The following is a 17,618-nucleotide window of genomic DNA, read 5'->3' as shown; positions in this document are numbered from 1 at the left end:
TCCTCGTGCCGCACCGGATCGCGGTCGGTACGCCGGCCTGGCGCAGGTGCTGCGCCGTGCGGTGCGCCGGTGGAGGTGTGGGGCGAGGCCGGGAAGGATGCCAGGACCGGACGGTGACCTGCTCGGGTGCCGGTTCCTCGCCGGCTCGCGCGGGGCGTTGCGACGGTGCTTGCGCCTTGTCGCCCAGTGGCCGCGGGGCGCTTTGTTGTGAGGAGAGGTGAACCTGCGGATGAGTGCTCGTACTCGTGGACAGGGCGACCTGCCCTGGTATCGGGTCAGCCGTCAGTGGCCCGTGGCCGTGTTCAACAGGGCCCTGGTCGGTGGGACGACCCCGGTCGGTGCCGTCGTCGCGTCCGATCCGGTCGGCTCGGGCGGACGGCGTGGGGAGCGCGGTGCGGGGGTGGTATCGGTGGGGAGCGCGCTGCTGTCCGGTATGGCACTGCTGGCAGCCACGGCCCCACCGGCGACCGCCGCGCCGGTGGGGCCGTGCCGGTGCGGACGCAGCGGGCTGATCCGTCGCAGACCTTCACCTTCACCGGCGCTTCGCAGACCTTGACGGTTCCGGCGGCGGCGGTGGTGACGATCACCGCGGACGGCGCCGGCGGCGCCGACAACACCGGCACCGCCTGTTCCGTCACTGGGACCGGTGGGGCGGGGGCGCGGGTGGTGACCACCCTGCCGCAAACCACCGCATCGACGACCTTCACCATCAACGTCGGCGGCACCGGTGGCAAAGGCTGCAACGGCACCGGGGCGCCGGGTGCCGGCGGGTTCAACGGCGGCGCCCCAGGGGGGAGTTTCCCGGCCAGTGGCTTTCGTTTCGAAGGTCCGGGTGGGGGCGGGGCCTCCAGCGTCAGCACCGGCGGCTCCCTGCTGGTGGTCGCCGGGGGCGGCGGTGCCGCCGGCGGCACCGGAGCGGGCTCCACGGGAGGCAACGGAGGCAACGGCGGGACGACGCCGGATGCCACCGCCGGCACCTCGGGAAGTGCCACCGGCTCTGGGGCTTCGCCGGGGCAGGGCGGTGGCGGTGGCAGCACCAGCACGAGCACCGGGGGTGCCGGTGGGGCCGCCGGCACCGTTCCATTCTGTGCGGTCATGAACGGCGGGTCGGGGAGCGGGTTCTCCGGTGCCACGGTCGGTACCGGTGGCGCCGGCGTCCTCGTGCATGGCCTGGAGGGCGGCGCTCAGACGGGGGTCGGCGCAGGCCCGGTACCAGCGGGGCGCGTTCGGGCTGCGGCGGAAGTCGCTGCGGATGGCGAGGACCAGGAGGACGTCGAGGAGTCGGTCGAGCACCGTGGGCTGGCCGGGCTCGGGGTTGGCGAGTTCGTGGGAGAGCAGTGCGATCACGTCCCTCAGCGGATCGCCGACGGCCGCTTGCAGGGTCAGGACCCGGGGCAGCGCTTCCAGCAGCCCGGTGCCGATGTCGCCGGAGAATCGGTAGGCGCCGCAGAGGAACACCGTCGCCCCGGGCTTGTCCGGCTCCCCGTCGAGGGTGTGCCGGGCCCGGAACCAAGGACCGCCAGGTGACGCACTGGCGCGACTACCTCGACCCCGTCGCCGTCTTCCGAGCCCTCGGATGGCCGGAAGAGACTCGCTGACGGGGCGGCCGGGCAGCTGTCACCGCCTGCGCCGACCTCGCGATTCACGCGCTCGGGAACAGGGGGCCGCCCGCCAGGAGGCCGCCGTCGACAACGAGGATGTGCCCGGTGACGTAGCTCGCCTTGTCGGAACCCAGGTACCGGACGGCCTCGGCGATCTCCTCCGGGGTACCCGCCCGGTGCATGGGCAGCGCCGAATCGACCGCGGCACGTACCGTGTCGTCGCCGGTGAACCGGTCGTACATGGCGGTCCGCGTGAAGCCGGGCGCGACCGCGTTGACCCGGATACCGTGAGCGGCGCCTTCGAGCGCGGCCGCCTTGGTGATGCCGACGACGGCGTGCTTGCTCCCGACGTACAAGGCCGCCCCGGGGTAGCCCGTCAGGCCGAAGACGGAGCTGACGTTGACGATGCTGCCTGCGCCCTGTTCCCGCATGACCCGGAACTCGTGCTTCAGGCAGAGCAGCGTTCCCTTGACGTTGGTGTCGAAGATGGCCTGGTAGGTCTCGTCGGTCACCTCGGTGACAGGGGCAGGTGTTCCCTCGGTGCCGGCGTTGTTGAAGGCGACGTCGATCCGCCCGAAGCGCGCGACCGCGCGGTCGACGAGGTCTCTCACATCGGCCTCGAAGCGGACGTCGGCCCGCACGAACTCGGCCGGGGCGCCGAGGTCGGAGAGTTCCCCGGCGAGCTGCTCACCCACGTCCTCGTGGCGGCCGGAGACCACGAGGTTCGCGCCCTGACGGGCGTAAGCGAAGGCGGTGGCGCGGCCGATGCCGGTGAGCGCGCCCGTGATGAGGACGACGGGATCAGACACGTCGAGGGTCCTTCCTGTAACCACCCAGGTGAACGATGGGCAAGCGGTTCGGAACCCCACGACACCGGGTTCCGCTTCGGGCTGGGGCGTATCCCCCGGTACGCCCACAGGGAAGGTGGCTCAGCCGGACGACAGCCGCATCGGGCCCGACCGCCGCATCCGTCGAACGGCGGCACTCGACGACCCGTACGGCCCAGGGACGGCGGCCGGGACGTCGTCTTCACCTCCTGGGCCACGCTTCTCGGAGGGCCCTGGGCGGGGCCGTCGGTGCGGCGCGGATGCGCGGTGGGCCATTGGTGTGCAGGGTGGATGGGTACGGTCCGGGCTGCCCGGCGGCGGCAGTCCGTCCAGCCGTGGACGTGCTCGGTGGGCGGGTGATCGCCCGGCCGCCGGTGAACTCCCCGGGAGCGCCGTCGACGACCGAAGGAGACGCCATGCCCACCTGGAAGATCCTCCGCCGGGCTCTGGCCCCGACCGCCCTCGCCGCCCTGTTGGCCGCGGCGTTCACGCTGCCTTCGCAGGCGGTCGCCACGGGGGACTCCGCCCCACAGGTGGCGGCCGTTGCCGCGCCGACCTCGTTCGTCGACCTGCCCGACCAGCCGCTGCCGTCCGACCACGCGGCGCACCGGATCACTGTCACCTACCGCAACGACTCGTCGGCGGACCGGACCGTCGCCCCGCAGATCCTCGTCGAGTCACCGGACAACGGGCCCTTCCTCGCCCCGGCGGACATCAAGCTCGAGATCCTGACCGGCGGCCACTGGAAGACCGTGCGGCTGGCCAGCCAGACCGGCACGCTGTACACCGACCTCACCGGGGCGAAACTCGTCCTCCACAGCCGTCACACCCTCACCCAGCGGTACCGGCTCACCGTCGTCAAGGCCGGACCGGGCACGGTCCAGCCCAGGGTCGCGCTGTACGCCTGAGACCCTCGGGGCTTCGCCGGCCGCGTGGGCCGCATCGAGATGCCCGGCGACTCGCACACGGCCACGAACGACGCCGGGACGTCTTCGGAGCGGGGGATGCCGACGGTGACGTTCCAGGGCGAGCCGACGTGGACGTGGTCGCGGTGGTAGTCGCGCGGCCGGCGCAGGTTCCATGGCCTGGCCTGCGCCCTCGAGTACGTGGTGGACGGCGAGACCGCCGGCCGGCCGGGGTCTGCGACGGTTCCGCGCCCTGCCCGACTGCCGCCCTGCCTGACTGCCGCCGTGCCGACCAGGGGGCCGACAGCTGTGGTGACGCCCTGTGGTGCCGTTCCCGCGTCGGCCGGGTGTGGCGGCGGTCTCAATGGCGGCCGGTCGGTGTTGACTCGGCGTGGTGGCGGTGGGGCGGTCGGTGATGGTGCCGGGGCCGGGACCGTGAGTGCGCTCACACGCGAATGCGGTGTACGACGACGGATAGTGATGTCCGTTTTGCACTATTTTGCGACTATTTGGGGGTTTGTCGGAGGGTGTTTGCGCAGGCCGGTAGGGGTCGGCGGTGTCGGCGCGCTCCGGGCGGCCCGCCTCTCGAACCGGTGCCGGTCTCTTCGGCTACGACCGCGGATCGTAGCGAGGGGGGCTTGGCGAGCGCCGATCCGGTCTGGCAACTTTGCATTCGTCGCCAGCCACACCGGCTCCTGTCCCGCCGGTGAACGGCTTACCGCCGAGTCACACCCCGCGACCGTTCGGCCCCTGTCCGGCCACGGTCGAGGCGGGGCGTGACACCGGCCCAACCCGATTGAGGTCTTGCTCTTCATGCCCGCTTTCAAGCTCCGTATGCGTACCTCTGCCGCGATTCTTGCCGGTGCCGCCGGTGTGACCGCCCTGGGTGCCGCCGTGGTTCCCGCCGTCGCCTCGGCCGCGGACGCCTCCCCGCAGGCCATCGCCGCTCAGATCGTGCCGGCGGACCAGCTGGCCTCGTTCAGCCAGATCATCTCCCACGAGTCGGGCTGGAACGTCACGGCGACCAACCCGAGCTCGGGCTCGTACGGTCTGGGCCAGGCGCTGCCGGCCTCCAAGATGGCCTCGGCCGGTGCGGACTGGAAGACCAACCCGTCCACCCAGATCAAGTGGGCGCTGGACTACATGAACACCCGCTACGGCAGCCCGAACGCCGCCTGGAACTTCTGGCAGGCCAACCACTGGTACTAAGCCGACCACTCGGCTTCCCCTCACCCCGGGGGCCGGACAGGGGCAACCGGAGTGACCCACGAGGGCCTGTGCCCGCGCATCTGCGCGGGCACAGGCCCTCGTGCCGTCTCCAGGCCGTCCGAAACACCCCGATCGGCAGCAGTTCACCCGCGCCGTCTCCCGGCAGTGCATCGCCGGGTGCCGCCGGGTGTCGCTTGGCGGGCGAGCACGCCGCCCACAGCCAGGGACTCGTCATCGGGGTGGGCGGCGACCACCAGCAGGCTCGGCACGGGCATAGCCGGAGCACCCTTCCGTTCGGAGAGGCCGGCCCTTTGCCCCGTCGCGGGTGTGGCCGGGCAGGCGCGGATCCCAGGAGCCTCTGACGGTCGGTCAGTCTAATGAGTCGCCGCTCCCCGGTCGGGCGGGCCGGGCCAGCGCGATCGGAGACCTGTCCGTGGACCACTGGCGAAGCCGATGCCGGGGGCGGCCGCGCCGGGCTCGGGGACGACTTCCGGCGGGACTACGCCGATGCCGTGACGAGGACCAAGGAGCGTCGGTGCCGCCCGGTCCTGCGTTCCCGGCCGCGGCGGGCGACTTGCCCCCCGCCGCCACGGCCGGGCGAGCGGACCCGGGAAACGCGGCACCCGCCGTCCGCTATCCGAGCGTGAGCATCGCCTCGGTGACCTCGCCGACCGCCGCGTCGGGGATCGCCGTGGCGGCCGCGTCGAGGACGAGCAGCCGTGCCCCGGGGATCTCGCGCGCGATCGCCTCGCCGTTGCCGACGGGGAAGAACCGGTTGCGGCGGCCGTGGACGACGAGTGTGGGGACCGCGATCTCGGACAGGCGCTCGCGCCAGCGGGGTTCGCAGTCGAGCCGGGAGAACACCAGGCCCAGCTGGTTGGCCATCTGGACCGGGGGTGCGGTACCGGGCGTACGGTCCCAGACGCGCGCGGCGACGGCGTGCGCGGCGACGGGGTCGTCCCCGAGGATCTCCGCGCCGGCGGCGGCGAACTCCGCAACCGCCTCGCGATCGGTCCAATCGGGCACCGGACGCGCGAACAGCCGGCTCATCGTCGCCCGGTCGTGGTTGGGGAGGTCGTCGTCGGGCGGGCCGGGGGCAACCGCGCGGGTGCCGACCAGGGTGAGCGCGGAGAACGCGCCCGGATGGTCGAGCACGGCCACCTGGGCGACCATCCCGCCGACGCCGATCCCCGCGAGGTGCGCGGGCCCCCCGCCGAGCGCACCGGCCAGGGCCGCGGCGTCGGCGGCGAGGCCGCGCAGGGTGTAGGCGGGCTCCCGCGGATCCGTGGTCGTCGACTCCCCGCTGTCGCGCAGGTCGTAGCGCACCACACGGCGCCCGCCGGCGGCGAGGCGCTCGCACAGCGCGTCGGGCCAGGAGAGCATCGTCGTCCCACCCGCGAGCAGGACGAGCGGCGCGTCGACGTCACCGAACGACTCGACGCCCAAGACGATCCCATCGGCATTGACAGTGGTCATCGGATCACCGGACGTCGTCGCGACCGAGACCGCGGTCGGGTGCGCTCATGTCTCCCGTCCCGGGCGTGCCGTCGGCGAGCCCGTAGCGCAGGAACACGGTGCCCTGCGGACCGGCCACCGGCGGTTGGAGGAGCGTGAGGTTGGTGGGCACCGCGCCACCGTCGAACACCTTCTTCCCGACGCCGAGCACGATCGGGTGCACCCACAGGTCGAGACGGTCGAAGAGCTTCTCCTGCAGGAGGGTCTGCACGAGGTCCAGGCTCCCGACGACCTTCACGTGTTCGTGCCGGTCACGGACCTCGCGCACCGCGCCGGCCAGGTCCGGGCCGAGCTGCGTGGATCCGGCCCACGGGAGGCCGGGCGTGCCGCGGGAGGCCACGTACTTGGGGACGCGGTTGAAGAGCTCGGCGATCTCGCCGTCCTTCTGGTGCGGCCAGTAGGCGGCGAAGATGTCGTACGTCCGCCGGCCGAGCAGGAGGGCGTCCGTGCCCTCGTACGCGGCGAGGATCTGCGCCCCGGTGGTCTCGTCGATCAGGGGCGCCTGCCAGCCGCCGAACGGGAACCCGACCGGGTCCTCGTCGGGTCCGCCGGGCGCCTGCCCGACGAGGTCGAGGGTCGTGAACAGTTCGATGTGGATGAGGCCCATGTCTGTACTCCCGATGAGTTGGTCGTCCCCGTCGAGATGTAGACCTCCCGGGGCCGGAAAACTCATCGCCGCGCCGGTACCCGGTTTCCACACCCGCCGTCCGGCACGGCCCGCCCGGCACACCGCCGCCCGCCCTGCTGCGCCGGGCACTCGGACGTCGCGTGCCTGCCCGGGCTGCTGGTGCGACGCCGTCTCGTGGTCAGCAGTTTGGGACGGGATCGGTTTCGCTGGTGATGGCGGTGTCCTTCATGAAGCCGAGTTGACCGTTGTCGGCGACGGTCATCAGCCAGCGGTTCGGGTGCGGGCCGCCGACCCACGCCTGGCCGTCCTCCTTGCAGGAGAACCAGCTGGGGTTGGAGTTCATGTAGCCGACGATCGTGGAGGGGTCCGGGTAGAGGTGGTTGTTGCCGACCGTGCCGTAGACCGGGGAGCCGGGCACGTTGTAGCAGTACCACCGGTTGTTTTCCCCGGGCCAACAGTTGTCGGCCGCCGAGGCCGAGGGCGCGGCCACGACACCGAGGCTCACCGCGAGGGTGGTGGCGGCAACGGCGGCGGTGATCCTGGCGGTACGGGCTTTGCTGAACATGTCTCACTCCTGGCTGTGTGCTTGCGAGTTGGCTCAGCCCCAGCGTGCCCGGCCGCCTTGGCGTGTCACACATCCGACATGACTGGTGACTCAAAGTATCCGTTCTTGGGAGGGTTTACCCAAACGTCGTCGATCGCACGCGCGAACGTGGGGGCGGGTGTTCACCCGTGGCGCATCACCTGTCCGACGAGTCGGACCGCGCGGGCGTTGAACGGCGGTCGGGCTGCCGGCCTGCGGCAGGGTCACGCCCGCCTCGAAGCCGCCGCCGCCCTGGCCCTGCGCGGCGACGAACGCGGTACGCCGGTCCTCGACGAGATCCGCCACGGCATCAAGAACCGCAGCAGCCGCGGCGCGGGCCGCCTCGACGACCTCCACCACCGGCTCCGCGCCCGCACCCCCGGCATGTGATCTCACCACCCGGGCCGGCGATGCAGGAGGGGGACAGTACGGAGCAGGCCTCGCCTGCCCGCCCCAGGGCACGCCGCAGAACGGTTCTGGCGGACCGCCCGGGCTTCCGGGGGCCTGCCGCCCTTTCGCTGGATGCGGTCCAGCAGTTCACATGCGGACTGCCGGGTCCCGGCAATCGAACTCCGGACACCGCTCGGATCCCCGAGGTGGCGCGATCGGCATTCCGCCAAGCGGAAAGGCGACCGGAGGCCACGGCCACGGCCACGTCGGAGCCGGGCCTCGTCACCGCACAGGATGACGGCGCCCGGTGGATGACTGCGCGTGCCGACGGTGTTACTCTCCCGAGAGAAGAGAGAGTCGACTCTCACTTGTTGGCCTGGAAGGCCACTCGTCCGTCCTGGCCCGGACGTGCAGGAGAGAGCGGCTCCGCCAAGCGTTCCCTGCTCTTGTGGCCCTTCGGCCGGTGAGGAGAGACCCATGACCGCGCCCGCACCGCAGTTACCCTTCGAACGCCCCAACGCCCTGGACCTGGCGCCGCTGCTCGCGCGCCTGCGCGAGGAAGGCCCGATCACGCGGGTGACGACACCCGCCGGCGACCCGGCCTGGCTGGTGACCCGCTACGAGGAAACCCGGGTGATCCTGAGCGACACCCGGTTCTCCCGACTGCGCCCCGATACCGAGGACGCCCCGAGGATCTCGGCCTCGGCGCTGCACACACGTCCTGCCGTCACGCCTGAGGAGGAGGACCGCGAGCACACGCGGATGCGCCGGATGCTGGCGCCCGCGTTCAGCGCGCCGCGGATGCGCCGGATGGGCGAGAGGATCGGGGAACTCGCCGCATCCTGCCTGGACGCGATGGACGAGGAGCGTTCGCGGGATCCGCAACGTGCCGTCAACCTGCACGACCACCTGTCGTTCCCGCTGCCGGTGATGGTGATCTGCGAGCTGCTGGGCGTGCCGGTCGCGGACCGGGACCTGCTGCGCGGCTGGTCGGAACGGATCGCTGCGCTGTACGGCGGTGCCGACGGGGCCGCGGCCATGGCCGAGTTCGAGGCGTACGTGGCCGCCATCGCCGAGGAGAAACGCAAGCGGCCGGGGCAGGACGTGATCAGCGACATCCTGGCCGTGCAGGCGCAGGACCCCTCGTTCACCGAGGCGGAGATGACCCGCCTGGCGGTGGGGCTGCTGTTCGCGGGCCACGAGACGACGTCGACCCGGATCGACCTGGGGGTCCTGTTCCTGCTGAGCGACACCGGCCGGCGGGACCGCTTCGCCGCCGACCCCGAGGGGTCGGCCCGTGCCACCGTGGAGGAGGTCCTGCGGATGGCCGCGCCCGGTGCCCTGGGCCTGACCCGCTACGCCCGCGAGGACGTCACCGTCGCCGGGACGGCGATCGCGCGGGGCGAGGCGGTGCTGGTGGCCATCAACGCCGCGAACCGGGACGGGCGGGCGTTCGAGGAGCCGGACACCTTCGACCCGTCGCGTTCCCCCAACGCGCACCTGGCCTTCGGGCACGGCGGTCACTACTGCATCGGCAACGCGCTGGCCCGCACCGAGATGCAGATCGCGCTGACCGCGCTGTTCCGGCGCTTCCCCGGCCTGCGGCTGGCGGTGGACGCGCGGAGCCTGCGCGACCACTCCGAACGGCTGGCGGGCGGCATCGGCGAGGTCCCGGTCCTGTGGTGAACGGGGAGCAGCAGCGCGAGCAGCCTGCCGAGCGGGTGGAGGCGGACACCTCGCGGTGCGTGTCGTCGGGGCAGTGCGCGGTGACCGCGCCGCTGGTGTTCGACCAGGACGAGGACGGGCAGGTCGTCGTGCTCGCCGCCGAGCCCGTCGGACGGGCGGCGGAACAGGCCCGCGAGGCGGCCGCCAGATGCCCGGTCTCGGCGCTCCGACTGCATCCGGCGCGCTAGGGCCCGCCTCGGCGTCAGGACGTCAGGGCGTGCGGGTGTGCAGCGCGGGGGCGGGGCAGGGCAGGGGGCGGGCCCCGGTGGGGGAGAGGCCGTCGAGGACCAGGGCCAGGTACCGGCGCCAGCCGTCCTCGCGGGGTTCCATCGTCCACAGCACCGAGACCAGCATGACGACGATGCGGTGCAGGTCGTCGGGCACGAGGTCGGCGCGGATCACGCCCGCGTGCTGACCGCGCGCCAGGAGGGCGTCGAGGGCGGCGAAGAACTCCTCGCCGGTCGCCGGGGTCAGGACGCCGGCGGCACGGGCGGCGGCCAGGACGTTGTAGTCGCCGGCCACCGATTCCAGGGCCGCTGCCAGCACGCGGGCCAGTCCGGACGCAGGATCGGGGTCGTGGGCGGACGCCTGGATGACGGGCCGGACGTGCTCGCCGAAGCGTTCGTCCAGCACGGCCCGCAGGAGCGCGGCCTTGTCGGGGAAGCGGCGGAAGAGCGTGGCGGCCCCGACACCGGCCCGGCGCGCCACGTCGTCGAGGTGGGCGTCGGGGCCCTGTTCGGTGAAGACCTCCCGGGCAGCCCGGATGATCTTTTCCGCGTTGCGGGCGGCGTCGGCGCGCAGCAGCCGGGGGGAGTCGAGGGCCATCCCGGCAGCCTATCCAAGGGCTGGTGGGACGGCGCCGGACGGCCGGGGTGCGTGGCGGCGGGCCGTCAGGCCCGGCAAGGAAGAGCCGTGGTCGGCCGAAAGCGTCGCGAAGAGGTGGTCGGCGACCGCGCCCGGCTGCGGATGGACGGAGCCCGGCGTTCGGCCCTGCTCACCGCCCGCCGCCCTCCCGGCCTCGACCGGCCGTGGACCACCCACGCCCGGTGGGGCCAGGACAAGCAGGCCGCCTGGATGGCGGGGTGGCGGGGAAGCAGATGTCATGAGTACACCCCGCGTGTTCGAGGTCGGGTGCTCTCCCACCAGCGGTCAGCCGTCAGTGGGGGATACGGCCCGGCGGCCGTGACGGCGGTCCAGGGTGCGTGTTCGACGACCAGTCGGCGCAGCGTGCGCAGTTCGCGGGGGTTGTTCCAGCCGAGCACGCCGACCACCACTCCCTGGTGGCCGTAGGCGGCGGTGAAGCGGCCGGTGGACGGGTCGCCGGAGATGACGCGCAGGTCCGCGTCGGGTGGGAGGATGCCGTACGCCTGGATCCTGGTGTCGTACTGGTCGGTCCAGAAGTAGGGCACGGGGGCGAACGGGATGGCGTCGCCGAGCAGGTTGCCGGCTGCGGCGATGGCCTGTTCGGTGGCGTTCGTCCGGTGCTCGAGCCGCATGCGGGTGCCGAAGTGGGGGTTGTGCCAGGAGGCGACGTCGCCGGCGGCGTAGATGCCGGGTGCGGCCCGGCACCACGCGTCGCACACCACCCCGTTCCCCAGGTGCAGGCCCGAGTCGGTCAGCCAGCCGGTCGCGGGGGTGGCGCCGAGGGCCAGGACGACGAGGTCGGCCGGTAGCGTGGTGGCGTCGCCGAGTTCCACCCCGGTCACCTGGCCGCCTGTGCTGCGCAGCCGGCGTACCGGGGTCCCGCAGCGCAGGCGGGTGCCATGGGCGCGGTGCAGGTCGGCGACGAGCGCGCCGATGCGGTCGCCGAAGGGGTGGCGCACCGGGACCGGCTCCGGCTCGACCAGGGTCACCTGCAGGCCCATGGTCCGGGCCGCCGCGGCGACTTCGGTGCCGAGGAAGCCGGCACCGACCACGACCACCCGGGGCGCGGTGAGCAGTGCGGCGCGCAGGGCGAGGGCGTCGTCGAGGGTACGCAGGACGTGCACCCCGGCCAGGTCACTGTCGGGCAGACGCCGGGGGGTCACGCCGGTGGCGATGACCAGGCCGTCGAAGCGGATGCTCTCGCCGCCGCCCAGCCGTACCCGGTGGCCTGCGGCGTCGAGGGCGGTGGCGGGTTGTCCGAGGCGCAGGTCGGCCTGCAGGTGAGCCAGGTCCTGCGGGGAGCGCAGGACGGCTCGTTCGGCGGGCCAATCACCTGTCAGGATCTGCTTGGACAGCGGTGGCCGGTCGTAGGGCGGGTGAGGCTCGTCGCCGATCAGGGTGAGGTGGCCGTCCCAGCCTCGGCGGCGGAGGGTCTCGGCCGCGGTCAGGCCCGCGGCCGAGGCCCCGACGATGACGATCCGCTTCACTGTTCGCCCTCCTGCTCCTCCTGTTCTGCCAGCCAGATCGCCTGGGCCGGGCAGAGGATGGCGGCCTGCCGGATGTCGTCCATCAGGTGGTCGGGCGGGGTCTCGGTGAGCAGGACGACGATGCCGTCCTCCTCGCGCTGGTCGAACACCTCGGGTGCGGTCAGCACGCACTGGCCGGAGGCGACACACTTGTGCTGGTCGACGATGACTTTCATCGGAATCCTCCTTATTCGCACGGCACTTGGCCGCGCTCACCAGGTGGCGGGCAGCGCGTAGACGCCGTAGACGGTCCCGTCGTGCTTGAACGGGATCCGGTCGAGGGCCACCGCGAGCCGCAGGGTGGGGATGCGGCGGTAGAGGGTGCTGTAGACGACCTGCAGTTCGACCCGGGCCAGCGGCTGGCCCAGGCACTGGTGGACGCCGAAGCCGAAGGCCACGTGGTGGCGGGGGTTGCGGTCGATGTCGAGCCGGTCGGGGTCGGGGAAGGCGGCGGGGTCGCGGTTGCCGATGTCGTTGGCGAGGACGACGCCTTCGCCGGCGCGGATGGTGACCCCGCCGATGTCGATGTCCTCCCGGGCCACGCGGCGCCGTCCGCTGTGCACGATGGTCAGGTAGCGCAGGAGTTCCTCGACCGCCGAGGCGATCGGCTTCGGATCGTCGCTCTCACGTAGCCGGGCCAGCTGATCGGGGTGCTGCAGCAGGGCCAGGGTGCCCAGCGCGATCATGTTCGCCGTCGTCTCGTGCCCGGCGATCAGCAGCAGCATCCCCATGTCGGCCGCCTCGCGCCGGGAGAGCTCACCGGCGCGGACCCGCTCGGCCAGCGTGGAGAGCAGGTCGTCGGTCGGGTGGGTCAGCTTGTCACCGATCAGCCGGTCCAGGTAGTCGAGCAGCCGCTGGGTGGCCGCCCGTGCCTGCTCCGGGGTCGCGGTGCGCTTGACGAGGATCCTGCTGTTGGCCTGGAAGAAGTCGTGGTCGGCGTACGGGACGCCGAGCAGCGCGCAGATCACCAGCGAGGGCACCGGCAGCGCGAACGCCTGGACGAGGTCCACCGGCTTGGGCCCGGCGAGCATGGCGTCGATCAGGCCGTCGACGATCTTCTGGATGGTCGGCCGCAGCGCCTCCACCTGCTTGATGGCGAAGGTTGCGGTGACCATCCGGCGCAGCCGGGCGTGTTCCGGATCGTCCATGGTGATGAAGGTCCGCGACTGCCTGCGGCGCTCCTTCGTGGCCGGGCTCTGGTGGGGGTAGTGCGGGTGGGTGCTGTCCGAGCTGATCCGCGGATCGGCCAGCAGGGCCCGCACGTCCTCGTAGCGGGTGACCAGCCACGGGGTGGTGCCGTCCCACAGTCGCACCCGGCTGATCGGGGCCTGCTCCTGCAGGGTGTGCAGGGCCGGCGGTGGGTCGAACGGGCAGCCGGCTGCCCGGGGCATGGGGTAGTCCGGTACCGCCGCCGGCGGGACGTCGGTGCCGGGTGCCGAGATGGTGCTCATGGTTCTCCGCCCTTTCGGAAGTCCGATAGGAGGGCAGGTGCCAGGATCGGGGCCCGGCGCGCGCGGGGCGCGACGGGGCGGCGGAGCAGGTCCTGCCGTCTGCGGGAGGAGGCGCCGAGGAGCGTGTCCCCGGGGTCAGGAAGCCGATTCGCCGCGGAGCATGCGCCGGACGATGGGCAGGGCCGTGTGCATGGCCTCGCTCAGCGCTTGCACGTCCTGCTCGGGCAGCGCGGCCAGCAGGCCGGCCACCCGGGCCCGCTGCGCGCGGTGGCGCTCGGCCAGCAGCTCGTGCCCGGCATCCGTGATGGCGACGAGGCAGACACGCCCGTCCTCGGGATCCGCCATCCGCGATGCCAGGCCCTGGCGTTCCAGCCGTTGGACCAGCGCGGTCATCGACGGTTGGGCGATGCCCTCCACCGCGGCCAGCGCGGTCAGCCGGATCGGACCTTCCTGCTCCAGCCGGCCGAGTGCCGCGACGGTGGTCAGACTCATGCCCTGCCGGTCCGACAGAAGATGCCTGACCAGCCCGGTGGCCAGCTCGTTCAGCTCCGCCGCCACCTCCTGGAGACCCTCTTCGGGTGTCTCATCCATACCTCCACCTATATCACTCATCTATATTGACTGTCTATATATATGAGTGATATAGGTGGGAAGTGGATCGTTAACGGTTCTGGTCACAGCCAAGGCGCCACCACGGTGCCGGAAGAAGGTGATGACCGTGATCTGCACCTACGCCCCGGACATCTCCCCACGGCCGGCCGTCGCCCGGCGTACGCGGTCATCGGGCCACGCCTGGCCCCTGCCGCACCGCCCGGAAGCCGCCGGGGACGCCCGCAAGATCACCCAAGCGGTCCTCGCGCAGTGGCGGGTCGCCGACGAGGCGGCCGACTCGGTGCTGCTGACCGTCTCGGAACTCGTCACCAACGCCGTTGAGCACGCCGAGCCCCCACTGGACCTCCGACTGAGCCGCGCCCAGGGCGCCCGGCGGGTGCGCATCGAAGTCCGCGACGGAGGCCCCGCCGCCGTGGAGGGCGACTGGGCAGCCGGCTGCACCCGCGGCGAGCACGGCCGTGGCCTGCAGATCATCGACCAGCTCACCGTCGCGCACGGCGACCGCGCGGAGCCCGGACACGCCATCCACTGGGCCGACGTCGCCATCGCGCCCTGACCCGACCGACGTTGGGAGCGGTCATGGGCCCCGCACGGGCCGGCAACGCCACCGCACGCGTAACGGGTGAACGGTACAAGTGGGTCACGGCGCCCGACTCCAGCCGCAGGTTGTGGTGACAGAGAATTTCTCGGATCACGCTGCGTGCACATGGAACGCGGTCCCTTGGGAAGCAGCTCCGCGGCTCCCTGCGTCTGGCGCTTCTCCGAACCAGGCCCCCGAGCCGTGCCAACTGTGCTGCGCTTACAGGGGGAGTCGGTCAGTTATGTACAGGTACTCCGGATCGGGGCGGGGTCTGCCCATGTGGGCGGTGGCGTCGCCGACGCGTGGTCGTACCGGCGCCAGGGCCGGCCGTTGTTGCTCTCCGGCTCTGGCATGGTTCGAGTTTTCACGGCCGACCGGTTGTTGCGCAGCCCTCCTCGCCGATCGAAACAAAGTGCCGCTCCGCAGGCCAGACGGACCGCTGGAACAAGACAGGCTGATGAGAAGCCGTTGCGGCGGCTTTCACCGGTCCGTAGGTTGACGCCCCTGGAGGCGCCATCCTTTCCCTGGCATTCAGCCTCGACGACCGCACGCTACGCACAGCGACCGAGCACGTGCCCATGCACGAGTTCACGATCGCCCCGGATCAAGAAGCCACCGACCTCTGCAAACGAGCCGGAGGTGGACTGCCACAAGCCGATTGGGAGATCTACCTCCCCGAGGTGCCCTACCGGCAGGTCTGCTGACCTTCCCGCACCCCGGGCCCCGAGCTCCTACCGGCTTGCCGCCGATACCTGGGCGGAGCCTCGTACCGCACCCGGGTCGCTGCACTCGGCTGGACCCTGGGCACCGCTGGGGCTCCGCCTCGGCGGTGCCCCGACCCAGGCGGTGCAGAGGCGGGGGCCAGGGCAACCCGGACGAGGCGTCCGCGGCGGTGATCTCGGCGGCCGGTGGCCGCCCCGCTGCGGGCGGCGGCGTCATGCCGGGTGGACGAGGCGGCTTTCGTAGGCGAAGACCACGGCCTGGATCCGGTCGCGGAGTCCGAGCTTCTGCAGGATCCGCCCCAGATGGGACTTCACGGTCGCCTCCGCGAGGTACAGGGCGGCCGCGATCTCGGCGTTGGACAGGCCGCAGCCCACTTTGACGAGCACGTCGCGCTCACGGGCGCTGAGCCGGCTCAGCCGCTCGTCGTGGTCGGTGCCGTTGCCGTGGGGGAGGTACGGGCGGAGGTTCTCCAGCAGGCGGCGGGTGATCCGCGGGGAGAGCACCGCGTCGCCCGCGGCGACGCTGCGTATCGCGGTGAGGAGTTCCTCGGGCCTGGTGTTCTTCAGCAGGAAGCCCGAGGCTCCGGCGCCGAGTCCGGCGAAGGCGTATTCGTCCAGGTCGAAGGTGGTGAGGATCAGCACCCTGCTCCGCGGGGAGACCCGGGTGACCTGCCGGGTCGCCTCGATCCCGTCGGTCCCGGGCATCCGGACGTCCATGAGGACGACGTCGGGGCGCAGCTCCCGGGCGAGGCGTACGGCTTGGGCTCCGTCCGCGGCTTCGCCGACCGGTGCCATGTCGGGCTGGGCCTCCAGGATCGTTCCGAAGGCCATCCGGAGCAGCGCTTCGTCGTCGGCGATCAGGATGCGGATCGTCATGCGGGCGCCGCTCCACCGCTGTCGAGGAGGAGGCGGGTGTGGACTCCCCAGCCGCCGCCCGGGAGCGGTCCGGCCCGCAGCGTTCCCCCGTAGGCGGCCGAGCGCTCGCGCATGCCGGGGATGCCCTGGCCGGGCGGGGCGGAGCCGGGAGGGGGCGGGCAAGGGCCGCTGTCGGTGACGTCCACGGTGACGGTTCCGGTCGAGCACCGTATCCGGACCTCGGCGCGGGTGCCGGCGGGAGTGTGTTTGAAGGTGTTGGTCAAGGCTTCCTGCACCAGGCGGTAGACGGTCAGTTGGGCGGTGGCGGGCACGTGGGTGTGGTCGCCCCGGACGTCGACGCGGGTCGGCAGCCCGGCGGCGCGCATCCGGTCGGCCAAGGCCTCCAGTTGGGCGATGCCGGGCAGCGGGTGGCGCTCCGCGTCCGGTTCGTCGGTCCGCAGGATCCCGAGCGAGCGGCGCATGTCGGTCAGGGCCTGCCGGCCGGTCTCGGAGATCCGGAGCATCGCGGTGGTGGCCTTGTCCGGCGACCGGTGCTGCGCGTGGACGGCGGCGTCGGTGAGCGCGACCATGACGGACAGGTTGTGGGTGACGATGTCGTGCATCTCCCGGGCGATGCGGGTCCGCTCCTCGGCGACGGCCAGTCGCGCCTGCTGGTCCTGCTGCTGTTCCAGGTGCGCGGCCCGTTCCTCCAGTGCCGCGAGGTAGGCGCGCGTGGTCCGCGCGTTCGCGCCCAGGGCGGCGGCGGCGACGACCGTCGCGGTCAGTGCGACGAAGGGGGCCAGGAACGCGCCTTCCGTCGCCCAGCGCAGGCAGGCCAGCAGGGCCCCGCCCTCCACGACGGCGCCGGCAACGAGCGTATCGCGTCGGCCCGAGTGCGCGGCCACCGTGTGGAGGGCCACCAACAGGCAGATATCCGCCGGCAGTTGGACGTCCGCCAGCCACTGGACGAAGGCTGCGGCGGCCACGGCGCCGAACACCGCGCGCGGGGCCCGGTGCCGCCACACCAGGGGCAGCGCGAGGGCGGCCGTGAGGGCCGTGGCCACCGGGAGTTCCCGCGGCGCGCGCGTGGCCGCGACATGGAGCAGGAGCAGTGCGAGCGGCAGCGAGTCCCGCACGGCGGGCGGCGGCCGGAGGCCGCGGAACCGGGCGGCTCCCGCCGGCCACCCGGCCGTCTTCGTCCGCCACCCGGCTGTCGTCGCCCGTCGCGCGGCTGTCTTCGCCCGCCGCACGCGGTCCCGGTGGCGTACCGGGTGGGCCTTGCCGGGCCCCGCGGCCGCCTCGGCCATCACCACGTCCCTGTCGATGCGCCACCGTGGCAGCCCCGGGCCGGGACCGCCACCGCGGACGGCCGGAGCCGGCCCGGGGACAGGGGGCCCGCGCCCCGTGCCTCCCCGGCGTGCACCGCGGTCCTGCCACGGTAGGCCGCGGGGGCGGTGGCGCACATGAGTCCGCCGTCGGACGGCACCGCACCGGTGTACGACCACAGGAGGAGCACAGGTACCTCCTGCGGTCGCAGAGCACCCGTCCGTCCGGCGTGTTCGCCTGCGACTGCGGTGGCATGCGGAGGCGACCGGGGATCGATGCGCCGCCGCGCGCCCCGCCCC

At 72.6% G+C, this 17,618-nt stretch carries 18 protein-coding genes; 6 read left to right on the top strand and 12 right to left on the bottom strand.

Annotated elements, in window-relative coordinates:
* Positions 1–282: 282 nt before the first annotated feature.
* Together ACIO5E_RS15095 and ACIO5E_RS15090 are read right to left on the bottom strand one after the other, a co-directional pair.
* Positions 283–1,458 (bottom strand): cupin domain-containing protein, encoded by a 1,176-nt coding sequence (locus tag ACIO5E_RS15095; protein ID WP_400667428.1) that lies wholly within the window; start codon positions 1,456–1,458, stop codon positions 283–285.
* A 184-nt stretch (positions 1,459–1,642) separates the two neighbouring features.
* On the bottom strand, positions 1,643–2,410 hold the full coding sequence (locus ACIO5E_RS15090; RefSeq protein ID WP_400667426.1) for an SDR family NAD(P)-dependent oxidoreductase: 768 nt from the start codon (positions 2,408–2,410) through the stop codon (positions 1,643–1,645).
* Positions 2,411–2,844: 434 nt separating this feature from the next.
* Here ACIO5E_RS15090 and ACIO5E_RS15085 point away from each other — a divergent pair, with 434 nt between their 5' ends.
* Both ACIO5E_RS15085 and ACIO5E_RS15080 read left to right on the top strand, forming a co-directional pair.
* Positions 2,845–3,336 (top strand): signal peptide protein, encoded by a 492-nt coding sequence (locus ACIO5E_RS15085; protein WP_400667424.1) that lies wholly within the window; start codon positions 2,845–2,847, stop codon positions 3,334–3,336.
* Between the two features lie 831 nt (positions 3,337–4,167).
* The gene (locus tag ACIO5E_RS15080; protein ID WP_400667423.1) at positions 4,168–4,542 is read left to right on the top strand and encodes a transglycosylase SLT domain-containing protein; all 375 of its coding nucleotides are present in this window, start codon (positions 4,168–4,170) and stop codon (positions 4,540–4,542) included.
* 633 nt (positions 4,543–5,175) lie between these two features.
* On the opposite strand, the gene ACIO5E_RS15075 is transcribed toward ACIO5E_RS15080, so the two are convergent.
* The 3 genes from ACIO5E_RS15075 to ACIO5E_RS15065 form a co-directional block, all read right to left on the bottom strand.
* Positions 5,176–6,018 carry an alpha/beta fold hydrolase gene (locus ACIO5E_RS15075; protein WP_400667421.1) on the bottom strand — a complete coding sequence of 281 codons (843 nt, stop codon included), beginning with the start codon at positions 6,016–6,018 and terminating at the stop codon, positions 5,176–5,178.
* 4 nt (positions 6,019–6,022) lie between these two features.
* Positions 6,023–6,664 carry a dihydrofolate reductase family protein gene (locus tag ACIO5E_RS15070; RefSeq protein WP_400667419.1) on the bottom strand — a complete coding sequence of 214 codons (642 nt, stop codon included), beginning with the start codon at positions 6,662–6,664 and terminating at the stop codon, positions 6,023–6,025.
* Positions 6,665–6,863: 199 nt separating this feature from the next.
* On the bottom strand, positions 6,864–7,250 hold the full coding sequence (locus ACIO5E_RS15065; RefSeq protein ID WP_400667417.1) for a hypothetical protein: 387 nt from the start codon (positions 7,248–7,250) through the stop codon (positions 6,864–6,866).
* 207 nt (positions 7,251–7,457) lie between these two features.
* Here ACIO5E_RS15065 and ACIO5E_RS15060 point away from each other — a divergent pair, with 207 nt between their 5' ends.
* The 3 genes from ACIO5E_RS15060 to ACIO5E_RS15050 all read left to right on the top strand — a co-directional run bounded on the left by ACIO5E_RS15060 (position 7,458) and on the right by ACIO5E_RS15050 (position 9,571).
* Positions 7,458–7,658 (top strand): hypothetical protein, encoded by a 201-nt coding sequence (locus tag ACIO5E_RS15060; RefSeq protein ID WP_400667415.1) that lies wholly within the window; start codon positions 7,458–7,460, stop codon positions 7,656–7,658.
* A gap of 477 nt (positions 7,659–8,135) precedes the next feature.
* On the top strand, positions 8,136–9,344 hold the full coding sequence (locus ACIO5E_RS15055; protein WP_400667413.1) for a cytochrome P450: 1,209 nt from the start codon (positions 8,136–8,138) through the stop codon (positions 9,342–9,344).
* Positions 9,338–9,571 (top strand): ferredoxin, encoded by a 234-nt coding sequence (locus ACIO5E_RS15050; RefSeq protein ID WP_400667411.1) that lies wholly within the window; start codon positions 9,338–9,340, stop codon positions 9,569–9,571. Before ACIO5E_RS15055 ends, ACIO5E_RS15050 begins: the two co-directional genes overlap by 7 nt.
* Before the next feature lie 22 nt (positions 9,572–9,593).
* On the opposite strand, the gene ACIO5E_RS15045 is transcribed toward ACIO5E_RS15050, so the two are convergent.
* From ACIO5E_RS15045 to ACIO5E_RS15025, 5 genes are all read right to left on the bottom strand, one after another.
* Positions 9,594–10,208 carry a TetR/AcrR family transcriptional regulator gene (locus tag ACIO5E_RS15045; protein WP_400667409.1) on the bottom strand — a complete coding sequence of 205 codons (615 nt, stop codon included), beginning with the start codon at positions 10,206–10,208 and terminating at the stop codon, positions 9,594–9,596.
* 275 nt (positions 10,209–10,483) lie between these two features.
* Entirely contained in the window at positions 10,484–11,734 is a 1,251-nt protein-coding gene (locus tag ACIO5E_RS15040; protein WP_400667407.1) for an NAD(P)/FAD-dependent oxidoreductase, read from the bottom strand.
* Positions 11,731–11,949: a ferredoxin gene (locus ACIO5E_RS15035; protein ID WP_400667405.1), complete on the bottom strand. Its 219-nt coding sequence runs from the start codon at positions 11,947–11,949 to the stop codon at positions 11,731–11,733. The genes ACIO5E_RS15040 and ACIO5E_RS15035 overlap by 4 nt, the downstream gene beginning before the upstream one ends.
* A gap of 36 nt (positions 11,950–11,985) precedes the next feature.
* Entirely contained in the window at positions 11,986–13,224 is a 1,239-nt protein-coding gene (locus ACIO5E_RS15030; RefSeq protein WP_400667403.1) for a cytochrome P450, read from the bottom strand.
* A 135-nt stretch (positions 13,225–13,359) separates the two neighbouring features.
* Complete coding sequence (locus ACIO5E_RS15025; protein ID WP_400667401.1) at positions 13,360–13,815, bottom strand: MarR family winged helix-turn-helix transcriptional regulator; 456 nt, start codon at positions 13,813–13,815, stop codon at positions 13,360–13,362.
* 127 nt (positions 13,816–13,942) lie between these two features.
* On the opposite strand from ACIO5E_RS15025, the gene ACIO5E_RS15020 reads away from it, so the two are divergent.
* Positions 13,943–14,392: an ATP-binding protein gene (locus ACIO5E_RS15020; protein ID WP_400667399.1), complete on the top strand. Its 450-nt coding sequence runs from the start codon at positions 13,943–13,945 to the stop codon at positions 14,390–14,392.
* A gap of 959 nt (positions 14,393–15,351) precedes the next feature.
* On the opposite strand, the gene ACIO5E_RS15015 is transcribed toward ACIO5E_RS15020, so the two are convergent.
* Both ACIO5E_RS15015 and ACIO5E_RS15010 read right to left on the bottom strand, forming a co-directional pair.
* On the bottom strand, positions 15,352–16,014 hold the full coding sequence (locus ACIO5E_RS15015) for a response regulator (RefSeq protein ID WP_400667397.1): 663 nt from the start codon (positions 16,012–16,014) through the stop codon (positions 15,352–15,354).
* Positions 16,011–17,057, bottom strand: coding sequence for a sensor histidine kinase (locus ACIO5E_RS15010; protein ID WP_400667395.1), 1,047 nt, complete (start codon positions 17,055–17,057; stop codon positions 16,011–16,013). The genes ACIO5E_RS15015 and ACIO5E_RS15010 overlap by 4 nt, the downstream gene beginning before the upstream one ends.
* Between the last annotated feature and the right edge of the window lie 561 nt (positions 17,058–17,618).

The sequence above is a fragment of the Kitasatospora sp. NPDC087314 genome (assembly GCF_044744365.1).
GTDB lineage: Bacteria > Actinomycetota > Actinomycetes > Streptomycetales > Streptomycetaceae > Kitasatospora.
Note: the sequence above shows the minus strand (reverse complement) of the source record. Positions and strands in the feature narration are given on the sequence as shown.